The sequence below is a fragment of the Alkaliphilus peptidifermentans DSM 18978 genome (genome assembly GCF_900101495.1).
GTDB classification, from domain to species: domain Bacteria; phylum Bacillota; class Clostridia; order Peptostreptococcales; family Natronincolaceae; genus Alkaliphilus_C; species Alkaliphilus_C peptidifermentans.
Genome location: NZ_FMUS01000026.1, coordinates 16646 through 31717, shown reverse-complemented (window position 1 = coordinate 31717; position 15072 = coordinate 16646). Strand labels below are relative to the sequence as shown.

The 15072-nt window shown below is 32.0% G+C and carries 20 protein-coding genes; all 20 read right to left on the bottom strand.

Annotation, left to right across the window (positions count from 1 at the left end; genetic code table 11):
* Positions 1–30: 30 nt before the first annotated feature.
* Positions 31–420: an Asp23/Gls24 family envelope stress response protein gene (locus BLP68_RS16440; protein ID WP_091545866.1), complete on the bottom strand. Its 390-nt coding sequence runs from the start codon at positions 418–420 to the stop codon at positions 31–33.
* Between the two features lie 70 nt (positions 421–490).
* On the bottom strand, positions 491–1198 hold the full coding sequence (locus BLP68_RS16435) for a SpoIIIAH-like family protein (protein ID WP_091545863.1): 708 nt from the start codon (positions 1196–1198) through the stop codon (positions 491–493).
* Between the two features lie 13 nt (positions 1199–1211).
* Positions 1212–1796, bottom strand: a complete 585-nt coding sequence (gene spoIIIAG, locus BLP68_RS16430) for a stage III sporulation protein AG (protein ID WP_091545861.1) — start codon at positions 1794–1796, stop codon at positions 1212–1214.
* A 20-nt stretch (positions 1797–1816) separates the two neighbouring features.
* Complete coding sequence (gene spoIIIAF, locus BLP68_RS16425; protein ID WP_091545858.1) at positions 1817–2437, bottom strand: stage III sporulation protein AF; 621 nt, start codon at positions 2435–2437, stop codon at positions 1817–1819.
* A 4-nt stretch (positions 2438–2441) separates the two neighbouring features.
* Positions 2442–3611 carry a stage III sporulation protein AE gene (gene spoIIIAE / locus BLP68_RS16420; protein ID WP_091545857.1) on the bottom strand — a complete coding sequence of 390 codons (1170 nt, stop codon included), beginning with the start codon at positions 3609–3611 and terminating at the stop codon, positions 2442–2444.
* A gap of 12 nt (positions 3612–3623) precedes the next feature.
* Positions 3624–4010, bottom strand: a complete 387-nt coding sequence (spoIIIAD, locus tag BLP68_RS16415; RefSeq protein ID WP_091545854.1) for a stage III sporulation protein AD — start codon at positions 4008–4010, stop codon at positions 3624–3626.
* A 13-nt stretch (positions 4011–4023) separates the two neighbouring features.
* Positions 4024–4227, bottom strand: a complete 204-nt coding sequence (gene spoIIIAC, locus BLP68_RS16410) for a stage III sporulation protein AC (protein WP_330389203.1) — start codon at positions 4225–4227, stop codon at positions 4024–4026.
* Positions 4228–4242: 15 nt separating this feature from the next.
* A complete protein-coding gene (locus tag BLP68_RS16405) occupies positions 4243–4764 on the bottom strand; it encodes a sporulation protein (protein WP_091545853.1) in 522 nt (173 codons plus the stop codon).
* Positions 4764–5798 carry a stage III sporulation protein AA gene (spoIIIAA, locus tag BLP68_RS16400; protein ID WP_091545851.1) on the bottom strand — a complete coding sequence of 345 codons (1035 nt, stop codon included), beginning with the start codon at positions 5796–5798 and terminating at the stop codon, positions 4764–4766. The genes BLP68_RS16405 and spoIIIAA overlap by 1 nt, the downstream gene beginning before the upstream one ends.
* Before the next feature lie 115 nt (positions 5799–5913).
* Positions 5914–6366: a CD1247 N-terminal domain-containing protein gene (locus BLP68_RS16395; RefSeq protein ID WP_091545849.1), complete on the bottom strand. Its 453-nt coding sequence runs from the start codon at positions 6364–6366 to the stop codon at positions 5914–5916.
* A gap of 58 nt (positions 6367–6424) precedes the next feature.
* The gene (gene efp / locus BLP68_RS16390) at positions 6425–6982 is read right to left on the bottom strand and encodes an elongation factor P (protein WP_091545848.1); all 558 of its coding nucleotides are present in this window, start codon (positions 6980–6982) and stop codon (positions 6425–6427) included.
* Positions 6983–7104: 122 nt separating this feature from the next.
* Positions 7105–8163, bottom strand: a complete 1059-nt coding sequence (locus BLP68_RS16385) for a M24 family metallopeptidase (protein ID WP_091545846.1) — start codon at positions 8161–8163, stop codon at positions 7105–7107.
* A 2-nt stretch (positions 8164–8165) separates the two neighbouring features.
* On the bottom strand, positions 8166–8615 hold the full coding sequence (gene aroQ / locus BLP68_RS16380) for a type II 3-dehydroquinate dehydratase (RefSeq protein ID WP_091545845.1): 450 nt from the start codon (positions 8613–8615) through the stop codon (positions 8166–8168).
* Between the two features lie 143 nt (positions 8616–8758).
* Positions 8759–9022: a late competence development ComFB family protein gene (locus BLP68_RS16375; protein WP_091545843.1), complete on the bottom strand. Its 264-nt coding sequence runs from the start codon at positions 9020–9022 to the stop codon at positions 8759–8761.
* 232 nt (positions 9023–9254) lie between these two features.
* Positions 9255–10013 carry a prepilin peptidase gene (locus BLP68_RS16370; RefSeq protein ID WP_091545841.1) on the bottom strand — a complete coding sequence of 253 codons (759 nt, stop codon included), beginning with the start codon at positions 10011–10013 and terminating at the stop codon, positions 9255–9257.
* Positions 10014–10170: 157 nt separating this feature from the next.
* Positions 10171–11226 carry a type IV pilus twitching motility protein PilT gene (locus tag BLP68_RS16365; RefSeq protein ID WP_091545840.1) on the bottom strand — a complete coding sequence of 352 codons (1056 nt, stop codon included), beginning with the start codon at positions 11224–11226 and terminating at the stop codon, positions 10171–10173.
* Positions 11227–11464: 238 nt separating this feature from the next.
* Positions 11465–11971, bottom strand: coding sequence for a YqeG family HAD IIIA-type phosphatase (locus tag BLP68_RS16360; protein ID WP_091545838.1), 507 nt, complete (start codon positions 11969–11971; stop codon positions 11465–11467).
* Between the two features lie 124 nt (positions 11972–12095).
* Positions 12096–12524 (bottom strand): hypothetical protein, encoded by a 429-nt coding sequence (locus BLP68_RS16355; protein WP_242877011.1) that lies wholly within the window; start codon positions 12522–12524, stop codon positions 12096–12098.
* Between the two features lie 210 nt (positions 12525–12734).
* Complete coding sequence (gene dcd, locus BLP68_RS16350) at positions 12735–13253, bottom strand: dCTP deaminase (RefSeq protein ID WP_091545835.1); 519 nt, start codon at positions 13251–13253, stop codon at positions 12735–12737.
* Between the two features lie 189 nt (positions 13254–13442).
* On the bottom strand, positions 13443–14750 hold the full coding sequence (locus tag BLP68_RS16345) for a helix-turn-helix domain-containing protein (RefSeq protein WP_091545834.1): 1308 nt from the start codon (positions 14748–14750) through the stop codon (positions 13443–13445).
* Positions 14751–15072 lie beyond the last annotated feature (322 nt).

The following is a 15072-nucleotide window of genomic DNA, read 5'->3' as shown; positions in this document are numbered from 1 at the left end:
TCTTTTAACAGTCTATATTTATAAGACATGCTACTTCAAATCCTGTGGCTTATCCTCATGTTCCTTTTCTTTCGGGAAGTTAACTCCCTGTATATGTATATTAACTTCTACTACATTCAGGCTTGTCATGGTTTGGATAGAGGTTTTAACCTTATCCTGAATTTCCCATGCTACATCTGGTATTCTTGTTCCATATTCAACAATTAGATATAAATCAATAAAAGCACCTTTATCATTAATTTCTAGCTTAACACCCTTAGCTAGGTTTCGTTTTCCTAAGATTTCAGCTATACCGCCTACTAGACCACCACTCATACCTGCAACTCCATTTATATCCGTCGCAGCTAATCCTGCTATTGTTGCTATAACCTCTTCAGCAATTTTTATTTCACCGTTTTCTAGTTTTTGAACTGCATCCAATTCTTCACCCCCTGAATGTCAAATATTCTAGAATTATTATACCAAATTCCTTCAATATTGACAAACAGTTCTATTTTTTCTCCATAATAATTATATTGTCCATACTAATATCTGTTTCTCTTCTTACTATATCAACAATTTGCGCAACTTCCTTTTCAACCAGACCACTACTTTGAACAATAATATTAATTGAGTTTTCGCTTAAATATACGATTACATCATTAAAGCCCTTTGCAACAATCATATTCTCTATTAGCATTTCCTTTTCTAAATTTGTAATAACAGAAAGTTTCAAGTTTTGCGCCTGATTTCTGTGATCTACAGTAGTATAGTCATTATTTATAATTTGATCTAGATGACTCACCATTTCACTTCTCTTTTTATCACGCTCTAATCTACCTTCAATAAAATAGGCATTACTTTGCATCATTTGCTTATCAGTTATAATTTTTGATATTTGAGCACTTGTCTCCTTAGCTACATCAATAGGGTCATTTCCTAAGCTGTCTACGATTATTATATTATCATCTTCATCCTTCGTAGTAGTGCTTACCATATTACTTTCTTCATCCTCCAAATATACAAAGTCATCATCCTCAAGAATAATTTCCAGCATACCACTTTCCTGCATCATCATCAGTTCATATCTTTCTAGTTCACTGGAGGTTTGAAGTAAAGACTGCTTATTTAAGTTGTAATTTATGTATCCTATTAACCCCAACATCAAAACCAGTGAAAAGATAACAAAGTTTTTTCTTCTAATCCCATTAATTTTCATAATTACTCCTCCTTTAATTCATAGGATAAATTTGCACACGATGTCCAGGTATTTGAAGCACCGTTTTTACAGCCTCGTACAATTTTGCTTTAACCTCAATATCGTCTGCACCCTCAGCCACCACAATAACACCATTTATTTGTGGTTTTATTTCCTTTATCACCAAAGGTTTATTTCCACTATTATCATTTGTTGTAGCAATTGTTTCAGTAGTACTATTAGAAGTAACTACTCTTGTACCACCATTTGAGTCCATTTCCTCAGATGTATCTGTTGAAATTGTTGTATTTAATGCCGGAACAATTTCTGAGCCCATCTCAAATGTAATCATTACTTCAACTGTGCCAGCGCCACGGATGCTTTCAAGTATTCTTTTTAATCTAGCCTCCACCATATCCTCTTCTGTTTTATATTCGACGACTTCCTTCACTAAGGTATCACCCATCGGATTATTATTTATGTTCTTAGACGGGGAAGGGTTAGACCTCAAATCCCCCGATATAATCAATACCATAATTGCTGCTGCTATTAGTACTAATAGATTAGCAACGTATTTTTTTGATAGCATTTTTTTTATTGCATCACTCCACTTTTCCATTGTTCTTCCTCCCTAAATTATTAATTATTCTTAAGTACTGAAACAATAATATCTTCTTCTGCAACTTGATAAAACTGACTAAAATCCTTTTTAATTTCTTCTCCTCCATTATCTAACATTATGCTTTTCCTATTAATTTTATTATTATTTTCTTGAGAAATTGCTACATTTACAACCACCTCTTGAATCCCATCCTTTGGAGCCTCTGTTGATTCTTCCTTTACAATAATTGCTATTCCCTTAATTACTCCAAAATTTTCATTTGTTTCTTCCTCAATTTCAATTTCAATATCATAAACACTATAGCCCAATTGTTTTTCTATTCTTCCCTTCATTTGCTCTTTAAGATCATTCTTATAAATCAATATGATGCTTTCATTTTGATTATATTGAATGTTGCTTACCCTGTTCTGCATCGTCATAAGCTCAATCTCATTTGTATTCTTCAGTATGCCATCTCCAATGGTCAACCCCTGGTTTAAAACTCCCATTACTGGTTTTAAAATCACCAGCATAACTAACAATCCAATTATCACATTTATATACTTTCTATTATTGGAATTAGGTAATAAAATTTCTACAAAGGTAACAAATATTATTACTGAAAGTATTGTAGTAATCCACTCTCTAAGAAAATTCATTGAATCACCTCATCATTAAGGTTATATTCCCGGTACCTACTATAATTGTTATAGTAATAAAGAACATTATTGCTACTGAAGATACTGTTGCAAATAGTAATATTAATGAATTACTCATTTGATTTAGGCAGTCCACCAGTTGATTTTGAGCAATAGGCTCTATAACAGCTGCACATAGCTTATATATAACTATTAAAGCTAATATTTTAATCATTGGAGATAAACATATTAAAAATATAGTTATCAACCCAATTGCACCAACAGCGTTTTTTAATAACAAAGAGCATCCTATTACTGTGTCCATGGCATCTGAAAGAAAGCTACCTACTATAGGAATAAACTTATCTACTGCAAATTTTGCTGTTCTTATTGTAACGCCATCAACAGTAGCGGCGGTTATTCCTTGAATCGAGATTAGTCCTACAAAGGCTGTTAATATAAACCCCAGCATAACAGCGGCAGTTTGCTTTATTAATCCAGCCAGTTTTGAAACTTGAATATTTGTAGTAAGATTATTTACTATTGCTAGTACAGCTGAAAAGAAAATTAGTGGTAAAATGATGTTTTTTATGATTGTACCTATTAGTCCAATTGCGCCTAAAAGTATTGGATGGAAAAAGGCTGAGGTTGTAATACCTCCCATAGCCAATAATATAGCCAATAATACTGGTAATAAGGCTTGCATAAAACTGACCATCATATCAATTGCATCTCTTCCAAGATTAATAGCAATCAAAAAGCTTTTAATGGTAATTGTTATAATAACTAAATAGCAGACATTATAGGCAAGCTTACTTACAACATCATTGTCAAAGGCATTGTGTAAATTACTCAGTATGGCATAAATAGATGATAATACTATAATTTGAGTCATAAGCTTCCAATTTGCTACAACTTCCTTAAATAGATATTGAGTAGCTCCCTTTATAATATCGTTAAAGGAGAAAGTTACCTCCCCTCTTATTAATTTGATGATAAGTTGTCTAAATTCTATTTTAGGTAAATATTCGCCAAGATCTTTATTGATACTATTCATTATTTGCTGCATTTCTTGGGTTTCTAATCCATCAAATTGATTAATAATTAAATTTTCAGGATTTATTGAGCCTGTATCGCCCCAAGCAAAGCTTATGGACATAATTACTAGTATCAAACTAATAATTGCTTTTTTCATGTTTTCACATCCCTAAGGTACCATATTTATAATAACGTCCATTAAAGTAACCAGAATTGGTACTGCCATTACCATTATTAAAATTTTTCCTGCAAATTCAATCTTAGAGGCTATTACTCCTTCACCAGCATCTTTACATATCTGTGCTCCAAATTCGGCTACATATGCAATAGCTACTATTTTTAAAATTGTTGAAAGATATATATCGTCAATATCGATTCTATTTGCCAATTGGTTCAACACCTGTATAACAGATTGAAGCTTTGTAATGACAAAAATAAATATTATCAAGCCAGTTACTATGCTTACATAAATACCTATTTCAGGCCTTTGACTTTTAACTAAGACTGCCAGCACAGTAGCAATGATTCCAATAGCTACAATTTGAAATATTTCCATAGTTATCACATCCTTAATAAAGCTGGAACATTGTTTTTACTGTGTCAAAAAGATTGCTGATTAAGTTAATAACCATCATTAATACTACAATTATTCCTACTAATGTTGTCATCATAGCCTGTTCATCTCTGCCAGCCTTATTTAAAACCATATTTAAGACTGAAACAATGATTCCAATAGCAGCAATTTTAAATATTATATCTACACTAATGATCATATTGCTCCCTCCAATTTAGAATAGTATTATTGCAATGGCAAAGCCCGCCAATAACCCCAGTTGCTTATATAGCTTTACGTTCTTATTTTCCGCTATAATAGCTTCTTGGTAATTTCTACGTACTTCCTCCATAATAAGTCGTATATGCTTAACTTGATTATCTATATCAGTTGTACCTAGGTTATTGCCTAATTGTTTTAACAGCTCAAGATCTTCATCGAAGAGACCCGTTTTTTGCCCTTCGGAATCAACAATTTTGCTCCACATAAAGTTGAAGGTCAGTCCCTCTTTTTTTAGCAATATTTCAGAAGCCTTTATAAAAATATTACCTATTTCAGGTTTACTTTTACGTCCTATATTGGTCAGCAATAAAGGTAAAGGTGTTGCACTATATATGATTTCAGTTTCCAGCATTTGTAAAGATACTAGTAGTTGACTTAATAGCTTTGTTCGAGATGTATATGTATTGGCGTATATTCCACCCAGCATAGAGCAACAAACTATTATAACAATTGAAAAAATAAATTTTATAATCATTAGTTCACCACCTTATTTCTAATAGGAGAGTTAATTAAGTTCTTAAAATCTTCACCTTCATAAATTGCTTCAATTGTTCCAACCTCATTTCGATTTGATAGAATAATTATTCTTTTAAAGATTTTGCTTTTTACTATATCACCAATAACCTTCTTACCATATAAATCTTCAATTGATTTTCCGTGAACAGTTGTAATTAGTTTAATCCCTGCCTTTAAGGCTTCTTCAATGGCAACACTATCGGAGTCCTTTCCAATTTCATCAGTGGCAATAACCTGAGGCGACATAGCTCTAATTAGCATCATCATCCCCTCTGCCTTTGGACAAGTGTCCAGTAGATCTGTTCTAATTCCTAAGTCAAGTTGAGGTATCCCCTGACAGCTTGCTCCCAATTCTGACCTTTCATCTACAACACCCACCTTTAAGCCCTTTAATCCTAGCAGTTTATTTCCATTGCTAATATTTCTAATTATGTCTCTCAATAGAGTTGTCTTTCCACACTGGGGTGGTGAGATTATTAATGTATTTAAGAACTCGCCTGCTTCATATATATATGGAATAATTAACTTGGCAGCACCCTTTTTCTCCCTCGAAATTCTGATGTTTAATCCACTAAAATCCTTCATTGTTTTTATACCTTTTGAATCAGATATTATTTTCCCTGTAATTCCAATTCTATGGCCACCTTTAATGGTTATGTAGCCTCTTTTTAGTTCTTCCTCTACTGCATAGATTGAATAGTTAGAAATAAATTGAAGTGTATTATCAATGTTTTTCTTGTTTATTATGATGCCATTAGCATGCTCCAATAGCAGTTGTCCCGCTGAGCCAACAAAATAATCGCAGTCATTTCCATATACCATTAATGGTTGATTAACCCTCATTCTAATTTCTTCCAATCCATTTTTAAAGCTAACCGGTAAATGCTTAATAACGCCTCTAATTTCAGGACATAAAGACTCTTCAACCTGCTGAAGTGGTATCTGACTTTCATCAATTTTTTTAACAAAGATATCATTAACAACTTTTTTCATTAGAACATGTCCCTCCTTTATATAATAAATATTGAACAAGTGTCGTAATTATTCTTTAATCAAAAAAAAAAGAAGACTCAATGTATAAACATTGAGTCAACCTATTGCAAACTATTTAATCTTCTTCAACCTCGTGATGGTGATGTCCGCAATGGCCATCATGATAATGTTCCATTTCATCATCTTCCATAACAGTTATAGTTCGATGACATTTTGGACATACTACTTCAATTTCATCTTCATCAATTAGATCTTCGTCAACATAGATTTCTTCACTACAATATGGGCATTCTACCTCTGCAAAGTCGATATCGTCATCATCGTCTTCGTCCTCATAGTCATCATCTTCAAATAATTCATCCTCTACATCCATTAAATCTTCATCTAAAGCTTCAACATACTCAGTTAAATCATCCTGCTCCTCGCCTAATTCAACTATAGCATCTGCATAGTCCTCTAGAATGTCTATGATGCTTAGAAGTATTTTACCTTCCTTTGAAGATTCTTTAATGTCCAACCCATCTGCTAGACCTTTTAGATATGCTACTTTTTCATATAAGTATTCCATTTTTTTCATTCCCTCCTTATTCCTTATGTTTATTTAGTATAACTATGTAACCATTTTTTTATGCTCTTGACATATATTCTCCAATACGAGTATCAACACGAACTACATCACCCTCGTTAATGAAAAGAGGCACTTGAACTACTGCTCCTGTTTCTAAGGTTGCGGATTTTGTAACGTTAGAAGCTGTATCACCTTTAATTCCAGGTTCTGTTTCAGTGACAGTTAATTCTACAAAGTTTGGTGCATCTACCTGGAAAGGCTTACCTTGATAAAATTTAATTGTTGCACTATCATTTTCCTTAAGGAATTTAATGGCTTCTTCTACTTCAATGTGTCTTAATGGAATTTGTTCATAGCTTTCGTTATCCATGAAGTAGTATAATTCACCATCACTATATAAGTATTGCATTTCTTTTGTCTCAATATGTGCCTTTGGGAATTTATCACTAGGGTTAAAGGCTTCCTCTCTAATTGACCCTGTTTTTAAATTTTTGTATTTTGTTCTAACAAAGGCTGCCCCTTTTCCCGGTTTAACATGTTGAAAATCAAGAACAACATATGGTTCTCCATTCATTTCAAAAGTATTACCTTTTCTAAAATCTCCTGCTGAAATCATTATATCCCTCCATAGTTCATAGTTATTAATTTATATTTTAAAGTGAATAGTTGAAGACATTTTGTCTTTATAGTGATACTTTAATCTTAATTGCCCACTTCACTTTATAATTTACAGATGCTTTATAATACTATTAGTTCTTTAGTTGAATTAGATAACACTTTGAAGCCATCCTCAGTTACTACAACAAGATCTTCGATCCTCACTCCACCATAATCGGGAATATATATGCCAGGCTCAATTGTTATAACCATTCCTGGCTCCATAGGAGCATCTCCCAATTGATTAACATGGGGAAGCTCATGAACCTCTAAGCCTACGCCATGACCTAGTCCGTGACCAAAGCATTCACCAAAACCCATTTCTGTAATATAATCACGAGCAATTTTGTCTAGGTCAGCACCCCTTATTCCAGGTTTCACTCCATTTAATGACCTTAACTGTGATTCTAATACTATATCATAAATTTCTTTTTGCTTTTCTGTAGCATCTCCAATAATGAAGCTTCTAGTCATATCAGAGGAATATCCTCTGTATACACATCCAAAGTCTAGGGTTATTAAATCTCCCTCTTCAATTACTTTGTCCGATGCAATACCATGGGGTAATGATGACCGCTTGCCCGATGCAACAATTGATTCAAAGCTAAGACCACTGGCACCATTCTTTTTCATAAAGTATTCAAGCTCCAAGGCTACTTCCTTTTCTGTTAAGCCTGTCTTTATATAGGTTAAAATATGCTGAAAGGCTAAATCAGCAATACTAGCTGCCTTCTCTATAAATTGAAGCTCATCTGGAGATTTTATTGAACGCAATTTTAAAACTGCGCCCTTTAGAGGAATCAACTCTATTTTATCAAGCTTCTCTGAAAGGTCAGCATGCTGTCCATAGGTTACAAAATCCTCTTCAAAGCCAATTTTATTAATTGAAAATTGCTTTAATAAGTTTGTTATCGGGTTAGCTCTACTTATTTCAACAATATCAAATCCACTACATTGACTTGCAGCCTGCTGTAAATAACGAAAATCAGTAAAAAATTTAGCTTCAGTATCAGTTATGAAAACATACCCAGTACTACCTGTAAACCCTGATGCATAAAGTCTATTTTCAGGCTTGTACAACAGTACACCATCAATGTCTAAATCCTTTAATAAACCTCGTATTTTCTCAATTCTACTCATAATTATTCCCCCATTTTGTCACTGCTTATTGTATCTAATAAAGCATAAAACGCAAGAAGGTAGCTAAGATATCCAAAGCCACTAATAAGCCCTATACAAGCGCTTGAAGTAACAGAATTACTTCTATATGCTTCTCTTGCATGTATATTACTAATATGCACTTCAACTACTGGAGTCTTTATTCCTCTGATGGCATCGCAAATAGCATAGCTGTAATGGGTGTATGCAGCAGGATTAATAATAATACCAGTAATATCATTATTTTTTTGGAGAATATCAATAATTTCTCCTTCGCTATTACTTTGTATTATTTCCATTTCTACACTATTTTTTACAGCCTCATTCAATAGTTTTTTATTGATTTCATCTAATGTCATATTACCATAGATTTCTGGCTCTCTTGTTCCTAACATATTTAAGTTTGGTCCATGAATCACTAAATATTTTCCCACAATTGTTAAACCCTTCCTTCTTAAAATCCTATAATATCATACCATATAATTAAAGGTTTGAATAGGATTCAAATAATAATTAGAAATTTTTCTTATATATCTTTTTTTATACCTTTTTTTACATTACTGAATCACATTGTTGACTAATGTCTAGGATGCTCTTTTACCGTATTTGCTGCATCAACAATTGCTTTAATAGCATCAGCTTCAAATTGGCTTGATAATTCACTTACCTTAGCATATACCTCGCCAGCTTCAGTAGCTACATATTTGGGCTTTAAGTTATTTAATGAAAGTGCTTTAATATCGCTTATACATCTTTCACAAGTGCAACTATCTTTAAATTGCTGTAAAATTTGGGGAAGAAGGTGTTCTACTACATCCTCCATATAATTCTTCACCTTCATGCTATTATACCTCCTTTTATAGATATAAAATCTTTTATCACTGAAAGCTTACTTCTAGTGATAAATTAACATAATGATTTTTAATATTTCCATATTTTATATGTTACATAATCAATTCTACATACTTTTTTAAATACCTTTTCAATTGGGACCAAATATCTAAAAACGGATAAAAAAAGCAGAAGTTAATCCCTCCACCCTTAATGTAAAAAAATAATAGTATAATTGATAACTAATATAAATGAAAGGTTGAAATGTACCAATTAGTAATTATATTTCCGTAAAATATTGTTATAATTGTAGCCATAACTATAAATGGCCCAAAAGGGATGAAATCCTCTCTTTCTTTTATTTTAAATGAAAGAATTATTACTGATAAAACTCCTCCTAAAAGGAAAGACAAAAAAGTAATGAGTATTACTTCCTTTAAGCCAAACCAAAAGCCTAATACAGCCATCAGTTTAATATCACCACCACCCATTGCCCCTTTTGTTACAACCGCAATAATAAGAAATAAGACGCCTGCAACAAAAAAGCCCAATACATTATTTAATAGAATGTTAGGTGAATTAAAGTTAGGAAGGGCATGGAATAAAATTCCTAATACTAAAATAAGTTTATTCAAACCATCAGGTATTATCTGATGGGAATAGTCAATTCCAAATATTATAACTAATAGACTTGATAGTAATGCATATTGGAGAAATTCAATAGAAAAGCCAAACTTAATAAATAAAAGCAAATATAAAATTCCGTTCATGATTTCTACTAGCGGATATTGAGGGGATATTTTTCCACTACAATATTTACACCTTCCCCTGTAGGCAATAAAACTAAATATTGGGATTAAGTCCATAGGCTTTAAATGAAATCGACATTTGGTGCAATGAGAAGTTGGATAAGCAATTGATTTCTCTTCTGGAATACGGCATATACATACATTTAAGAAGGAGCCAATTAACAAGCCAAATATAAAAATCAATAAATGCATATTATTGTCCTCCTAAGATTACATAATATTATTATGCAAACATGACATTTTAGATATATAAACTATTAATAAAAGCTCCTGCTTCAACTTTTACATCAACTGTATTTGCTTTATACACAGTTTGGCATTTTCCCACATTTGTAGAGATAAATGTATGCTAAATGTCTATCATCCTCTTTATTAGCTCTAAGTCTACGGCTTGGTTTTGGAGAATTTCTCTTGAGATAAAGCCTTTTTTATATAGATCAATGAGGCTTGAGTCCATGGTCTGCATTCCAAATTTCGAGCCAGTTTGAATTGAATTTTGTATTTGATGGGTTTTACCTTCCCTAATTAAATTTCTAAGGCCTGTTGTGGCAGACATTACTTCAAAGGCTGCAATTCTTCCAGAGCCATCCTTTATCGGCAATAGCTGCTGGGATATTACACCCTGTATAACTGAAGCCAGCTGTACTCGTATTTGCTGCTGCTGATGGGGAGGGAAAACATCTATTATACGATCTATAGTTTTGGCTGCCCCTAATGTATGTAGTGTAGACAAGACAAGATGACCGGTTTCCGCCGCTGTAATAGCTATCGCTATTGTTTCCAAATCTCTCATTTCTCCTACCAGTATTACATCTGGATCTTGTCGCAGAGCTGATCTTAAGGCATTTGAAAAGCTCTTTGAATCATTCCCTATTTCTCGTTGATTAACAATGCTTTTATTATGCTTGTGTAGATATTCAATTGGATCCTCTAATGTTAATATATGGGAGTTTCTTTCCTTATTAATAAGATCAATCATTGAAGCCAGCGTAGTCGATTTTCCGCTACCAGTAGGGCCTGTTACTAATATTAGCCCTTTAGGCTTTCTAACCATTTCCTTTACTGCTTCAGGTACTCCTAAATCTTCCATAGTAGGGATAGTTAACGCGACAACTCTTAAGGCCATCCCATAGCTCCCCCGTTGTTTAAAGGCGTTGACTCTAAATCTTCCTAACCCTGGGCTAGAATACGAACAGTCTACTTCGCCCTTTTCGTCAAGTATAGACATATGGTCTTCACTTAATACCTGTTTTACTAACATTTTAGTTTCTTCAGGTGTTAATGGGTTTACTGCAATTGATATTAGGCTCCCATTCACCCTCATAGTTGGTGGAACGGCCACTGTAATATGTAGATCTGAAGCTTTTTCAGCAATTGATTTCGATAGTAATTCTAAAACATCCATTAATTAACCTCCTAGTCCAAGCTGTAAGTTGTCTTAACCATTTTAGGCCTCCATCAATTTATTTTATTCTATCAAAAATATGAAATTCCTGTTTAAATAACAAGTTTTCTAAAGTATGTTTATGAAACTATCTCTACAACTCCTGTTTTTTAGATAATAGGAAAGTAGAACTTTCCTATTATCTAAAAAACTGTGGACAATTACTCCACAGTTTACTATAATAAAATTTAATATCTAATTATACGTCTCCCCTATGTCCTGGTATCACAATTTTCAATACATGTTTTTCAATCTTTCTGACAAATGTTGTCCACCAAAACTCTTTACTTTCTATAGGTATAACAAGTATTGTAAATAATCCCATTCGATTACCACCTAAAACATCGGTAAAAATTTGATCTCCAATTACAGCAGTATTATTTAAATTTGTATCAAGCTTAGCCATAGCTTTTCTAAAGGCGCCTCTTCTTGGTTTAGTTGCCCTATGTATTGCAGGAAGCTTGAGCTCTTCATTAAAAACAACTACACGATCTTCTGTATTATTTGATACCAGACAGACCTTAAATCCTTCATCTAATAGTTTTAGCAACCAACTCTTAGTATCTTCACTTGCAAATTTAATATCCCAAGCTACTAGTGTATTATCAATATCAATTATCAGACCTTTTATTCCACGATCCTTAAGCTTTTGCAAATTCAAATGAAACACTGACTCTACATATAGGTCTGGGGTTAGAAGCTTCATTTAATCACCTCGTTTTTGACTTTACAATTATTATTCCCCCAAAAAGAGAACTTCATAATGTAATAGTTAGTTATATATAGGATTATATCGCTTTTAACCTCATCTATGCAAGAATTTGATGTAATTATTTCCAATAGGTCTTAAATCTCATTTTGCCTTTATGTTCCACTTCTCTATTACCCATTAGATCATCCTTTGCACTTTCCATTTCTCTTATCATTTTGATTTCACATTGGGGACAGTATTTATGATGGGCTGATAATAATAAGCATCCACACTTTAAGCATTCTAGATTTAGGAATTCATTTGCTATTTCAATTAATCTTCCATCTTTCACGAAATTATTAACCACATGAATTGGTATGCCTAATCTTTGTTCAATTTCAAAGGCAGTAGAATTTGGGTATTCCCTTAAATATTCCCGAATAGATTCAAAGATTTCCTCTACAACTCTATAACAGCTTGAGCAATAATCATAAATCGTATTCTCATGAATAGGAGTTCTACACTTTTTACAAGTCTTTACTTTAATGCCTTTAATAGAATTTTTCATGATTATCCATCCCTTGTTTTTTTTTTGCGATTTTTTTAGGTCTACTTGCTATTTTTTTGTCGAAGGTTAGTTTGTATAGTATTATTGTTTATTTTATACCATCAATAAAATCCAGACAATAGTCATCTGGATTTATTTTTTTGAATAGTTAGTTAATATTTATAGAGTTTATACTAATGTATTACAGGATAATCATATTTGAGCTATTGCCTACTTAAAATCCTTAAATAAAAGGCTAGGCTGAATGCCTTTATTGTTTTGATATTTATTGCTAGTATACTTTTCGTATTCCCCTTCAATTTTATGGTAAAAAATCTGACATATTTCAGTTTCCGGGTAAATAATTATTGGATGCACACAGAACATTTCTAAAGTCCAGAAGCCGCTAAAACCAACATCTCCGAACCCTGCAGTTACATGTACAAATAATCCTAACCTGCCTATGGATGATCTTCCCTCCAGCATTGGAACATAACCATCTGTGGTTGTATGTTCAAGGGTTCTACCAAGATATAATCTACCTGTCTCAAGTAATAAACCCTCAGGCGGTATAACAATTTTCTTTGCTTTGTTTTCCTTCTTCATGTCTAGCACCGGCTCTTCATATACTAATAATTCATTATGTAGCTTTAAATTATAGCTATTAGAGTTTAATTGACTTTTATTAAATGGCTCAATACAAATTTCTTTTCCAATCTTCTTTTCTATTTCTTTACCTGAAAGTATCATTAAATAATCCTCCTTTTAGTAATATTATATACTCCCATCAGTATGCATTTAGTATATAATACTACATATCATTAAAAATATCCTTCAAAATTTATAAACTCCTACCAAAGACACAAAAAAACCAGCAAACCGAATATAAAGACATACGTAAGGGTGCTGGTTTTTGAAAAAGACACTGAAAAATAAAACTTAAATATTCCTAATTTTTTTGAAATACTCTTCACAAGCTTCATATTCTTTTAATTTACTAAATATATCTCCAAAATAACAATAAATTTTCTTAAGTCTTATTATATTATACTTCTTTAATGCTAGAGCTTCAGCTTCCTTTAAAAAGTTTATTGCCAAATCATAGTTTTGTAAAGACATATATATTCTTGAATAAAGGATATTCATATCAATAAAAATCTCACTTTTGAAATAAAATCCATTTAGGTTGATTCCTTCATCTAAAGCATCTAATGCCTTATTAATTTCTTCAAGTTTAAAATATTCCTCTGAAAGCTCTAATAAAGCTTCTGCTTTCTCATCATACTTAAGATTATTAATTATATCTTTAGAGTCATTTAAAAAACTTAATGCTGAATCCCTATTACCTTTTTCTATATAGTAGCATGCCACTTTCATAAAAGTGAAAGCTCTAACTTTGGAATTAAGTCTATTTTCTTTATTTAAAAGCTTTTCCAAAAGCTTTATTGATTTATCATAATTTTTCAAGCATAGTAATGAAGCAGCCTCCATATATAATGCCCAGTCCATTATATCTTCCCTTACGCCTCTAATTCCTTTTAGCTGGTTGATGGATTTTAGAGAATGATCATATTTATTAGCTCTTTTGAAACTAATAATTTTATTGCAAATGGCTATAACCAGTGTCTCATCATGTTTTGAAGTTTTATATGTGTCTGCCATAGCATAAGCCTTATCACAAAAAAATACTGCCTGTATAGTCATATCTAACATTAAATAGCATTTAGCTATTTTAATATATAAATCTACTATTTTACTATAGTTTTTTTCCTTAAGGTAAAATTCAACTGAATTAAAGAAATCCATTAATGCATCGTTATAATTCTCAAACTCTAAGTTGTAGACTCCTCTAACATTCAAAACCTCTGCTAGCTTGCAATCTAGCTTCCAATCATTTGATAGGCTAATTGCCTTGTTGAAGAGATCAGTTACATGTAAATCATCTATGTCTTTTTTATCCAGTAAAAATGGCTGCAATGTTTTAATTAGATCATTTATTATTTTTTCTGCCTGTTGTTCTTCTTTTTCTAGTAAGTATTCTAGAGTTATTTCTTTACCTATATTTTTATAGTACAAATTTAGTTTTTCTGCTATGATGAGGGCAGTCTTTTGGTTTAAGCTTCTTTTTCCATTTTCAATCATACTGATAAGACTTCTGGTAATTTTATCATCTGTAAGTTGATCTTGCCTTAAACCAATTTTATTTCTTAGCATTTTTATTTTTCTTCCTGGACTTAGTATTTCCATTTTTATCCCTCCTTCACAGGAAATTTTGTGTTAATATTAGTCATCAAGCTATGTAATTGTATTCCTGTATACCTCTTTAATCATAATAGTAACAAATTCCATTCTAAAAGTCTAAATTTTTGTTAATTTTTATACTGTAACAAAGTATAAAGTTAATAAAAACCCGATTTTTAAACTAGTGAAATAAAAAAAGAGCGCAAGATAATAAGATAAGAAGTTTCATATCTTTTTAAAAGCCATCAAGAATGTAAATAATTTTAAAAAATTTTTATTTTCCTTCAAAACTTAAGGTTTCAATTATGATATAATTAAAAAGCATATA

What these genes read in the sequence shown, in the direction of transcription:
- BLP68_RS16435 (WP_091545863.1), bottom strand. Translation starts at nt 1,198, where the DNA reads ATGAAAATTAATGGGATTAGAAGAAAAAACTTTGTTATCTTTTCACTG.
- spoIIIAG (WP_091545861.1), bottom strand. Translation starts at nt 1,796, where the DNA reads ATGGAAAAGTGGAGTGATGCAATAAAAAAAATGCTATCAAAAAAATAC.
- spoIIIAF (WP_091545858.1), bottom strand. Translation starts at nt 2,437, where the DNA reads ATGAATTTTCTTAGAGAGTGGATTACTACAATACTTTCAGTAATAATA.
- spoIIIAE (WP_091545857.1), bottom strand. Translation starts at nt 3,611, where the DNA reads ATGAAAAAAGCAATTATTAGTTTGATACTAGTAATTATGTCCATAAGC.
- spoIIIAD (WP_091545854.1), bottom strand. Translation starts at nt 4,010, where the DNA reads ATGGAAATATTTCAAATTGTAGCTATTGGAATCATTGCTACTGTGCTG.
- spoIIIAC (WP_330389203.1), bottom strand. Translation starts at nt 4,227, where the DNA reads ATGATCATTAGTGTAGATATAATATTTAAAATTGCTGCTATTGGAATC.
- BLP68_RS16405 (WP_091545853.1), bottom strand. Translation starts at nt 4,764, where the DNA reads ATGATTATAAAATTTATTTTTTCAATTGTTATAATAGTTTGTTGCTCT.
- spoIIIAA (WP_091545851.1), bottom strand. Translation starts at nt 5,798, where the DNA reads ATGAAAAAAGTTGTTAATGATATCTTTGTTAAAAAAATTGATGAAAGT.
- BLP68_RS16395 (WP_091545849.1), bottom strand. Translation starts at nt 6,366, where the DNA reads ATGGAATACTTATATGAAAAAGTAGCATATCTAAAAGGTCTAGCAGAT.
- efp (WP_091545848.1), bottom strand. Translation starts at nt 6,982, where the DNA reads ATGATTTCAGCAGGAGATTTTAGAAAAGGTAATACTTTTGAAATGAAT.
- BLP68_RS16385 (WP_091545846.1), bottom strand. Translation starts at nt 8,163, where the DNA reads ATGAGTAGAATTGAGAAAATACGAGGTTTATTAAAGGATTTAGACATT.
- BLP68_RS16375 (WP_091545843.1), bottom strand. Translation starts at nt 9,022, where the DNA reads ATGAAGGTGAAGAATTATATGGAGGATGTAGTAGAACACCTTCTTCCC.
- BLP68_RS16370 (WP_091545841.1), bottom strand. Translation starts at nt 10,013, where the DNA reads ATGCATTTATTGATTTTTATATTTGGCTTGTTAATTGGCTCCTTCTTA.
- BLP68_RS16365 (WP_091545840.1), bottom strand. Translation starts at nt 11,226, where the DNA reads ATGGATGTTTTAGAATTACTATCGAAATCAATTGCTGAAAAAGCTTCA.
- BLP68_RS16360 (WP_091545838.1), bottom strand. Translation starts at nt 11,971, where the DNA reads ATGAAGCTTCTAACCCCAGACCTATATGTAGAGTCAGTGTTTCATTTG.
- BLP68_RS16355 (WP_242877011.1), bottom strand. Translation starts at nt 12,524, where the DNA reads ATGAAAAATTCTATTAAAGGCATTAAAGTAAAGACTTGTAAAAAGTGT.
- dcd (WP_091545835.1), bottom strand. Translation starts at nt 13,253, where the DNA reads ATGATACTTTCAGGTAAAGAAATAGAAAAGAAGATTGGAAAAGAAATT.
- BLP68_RS16345 (WP_091545834.1), bottom strand. Translation starts at nt 14,750, where the DNA reads ATGGAAATACTAAGTCCAGGAAGAAAAATAAAAATGCTAAGAAATAAA.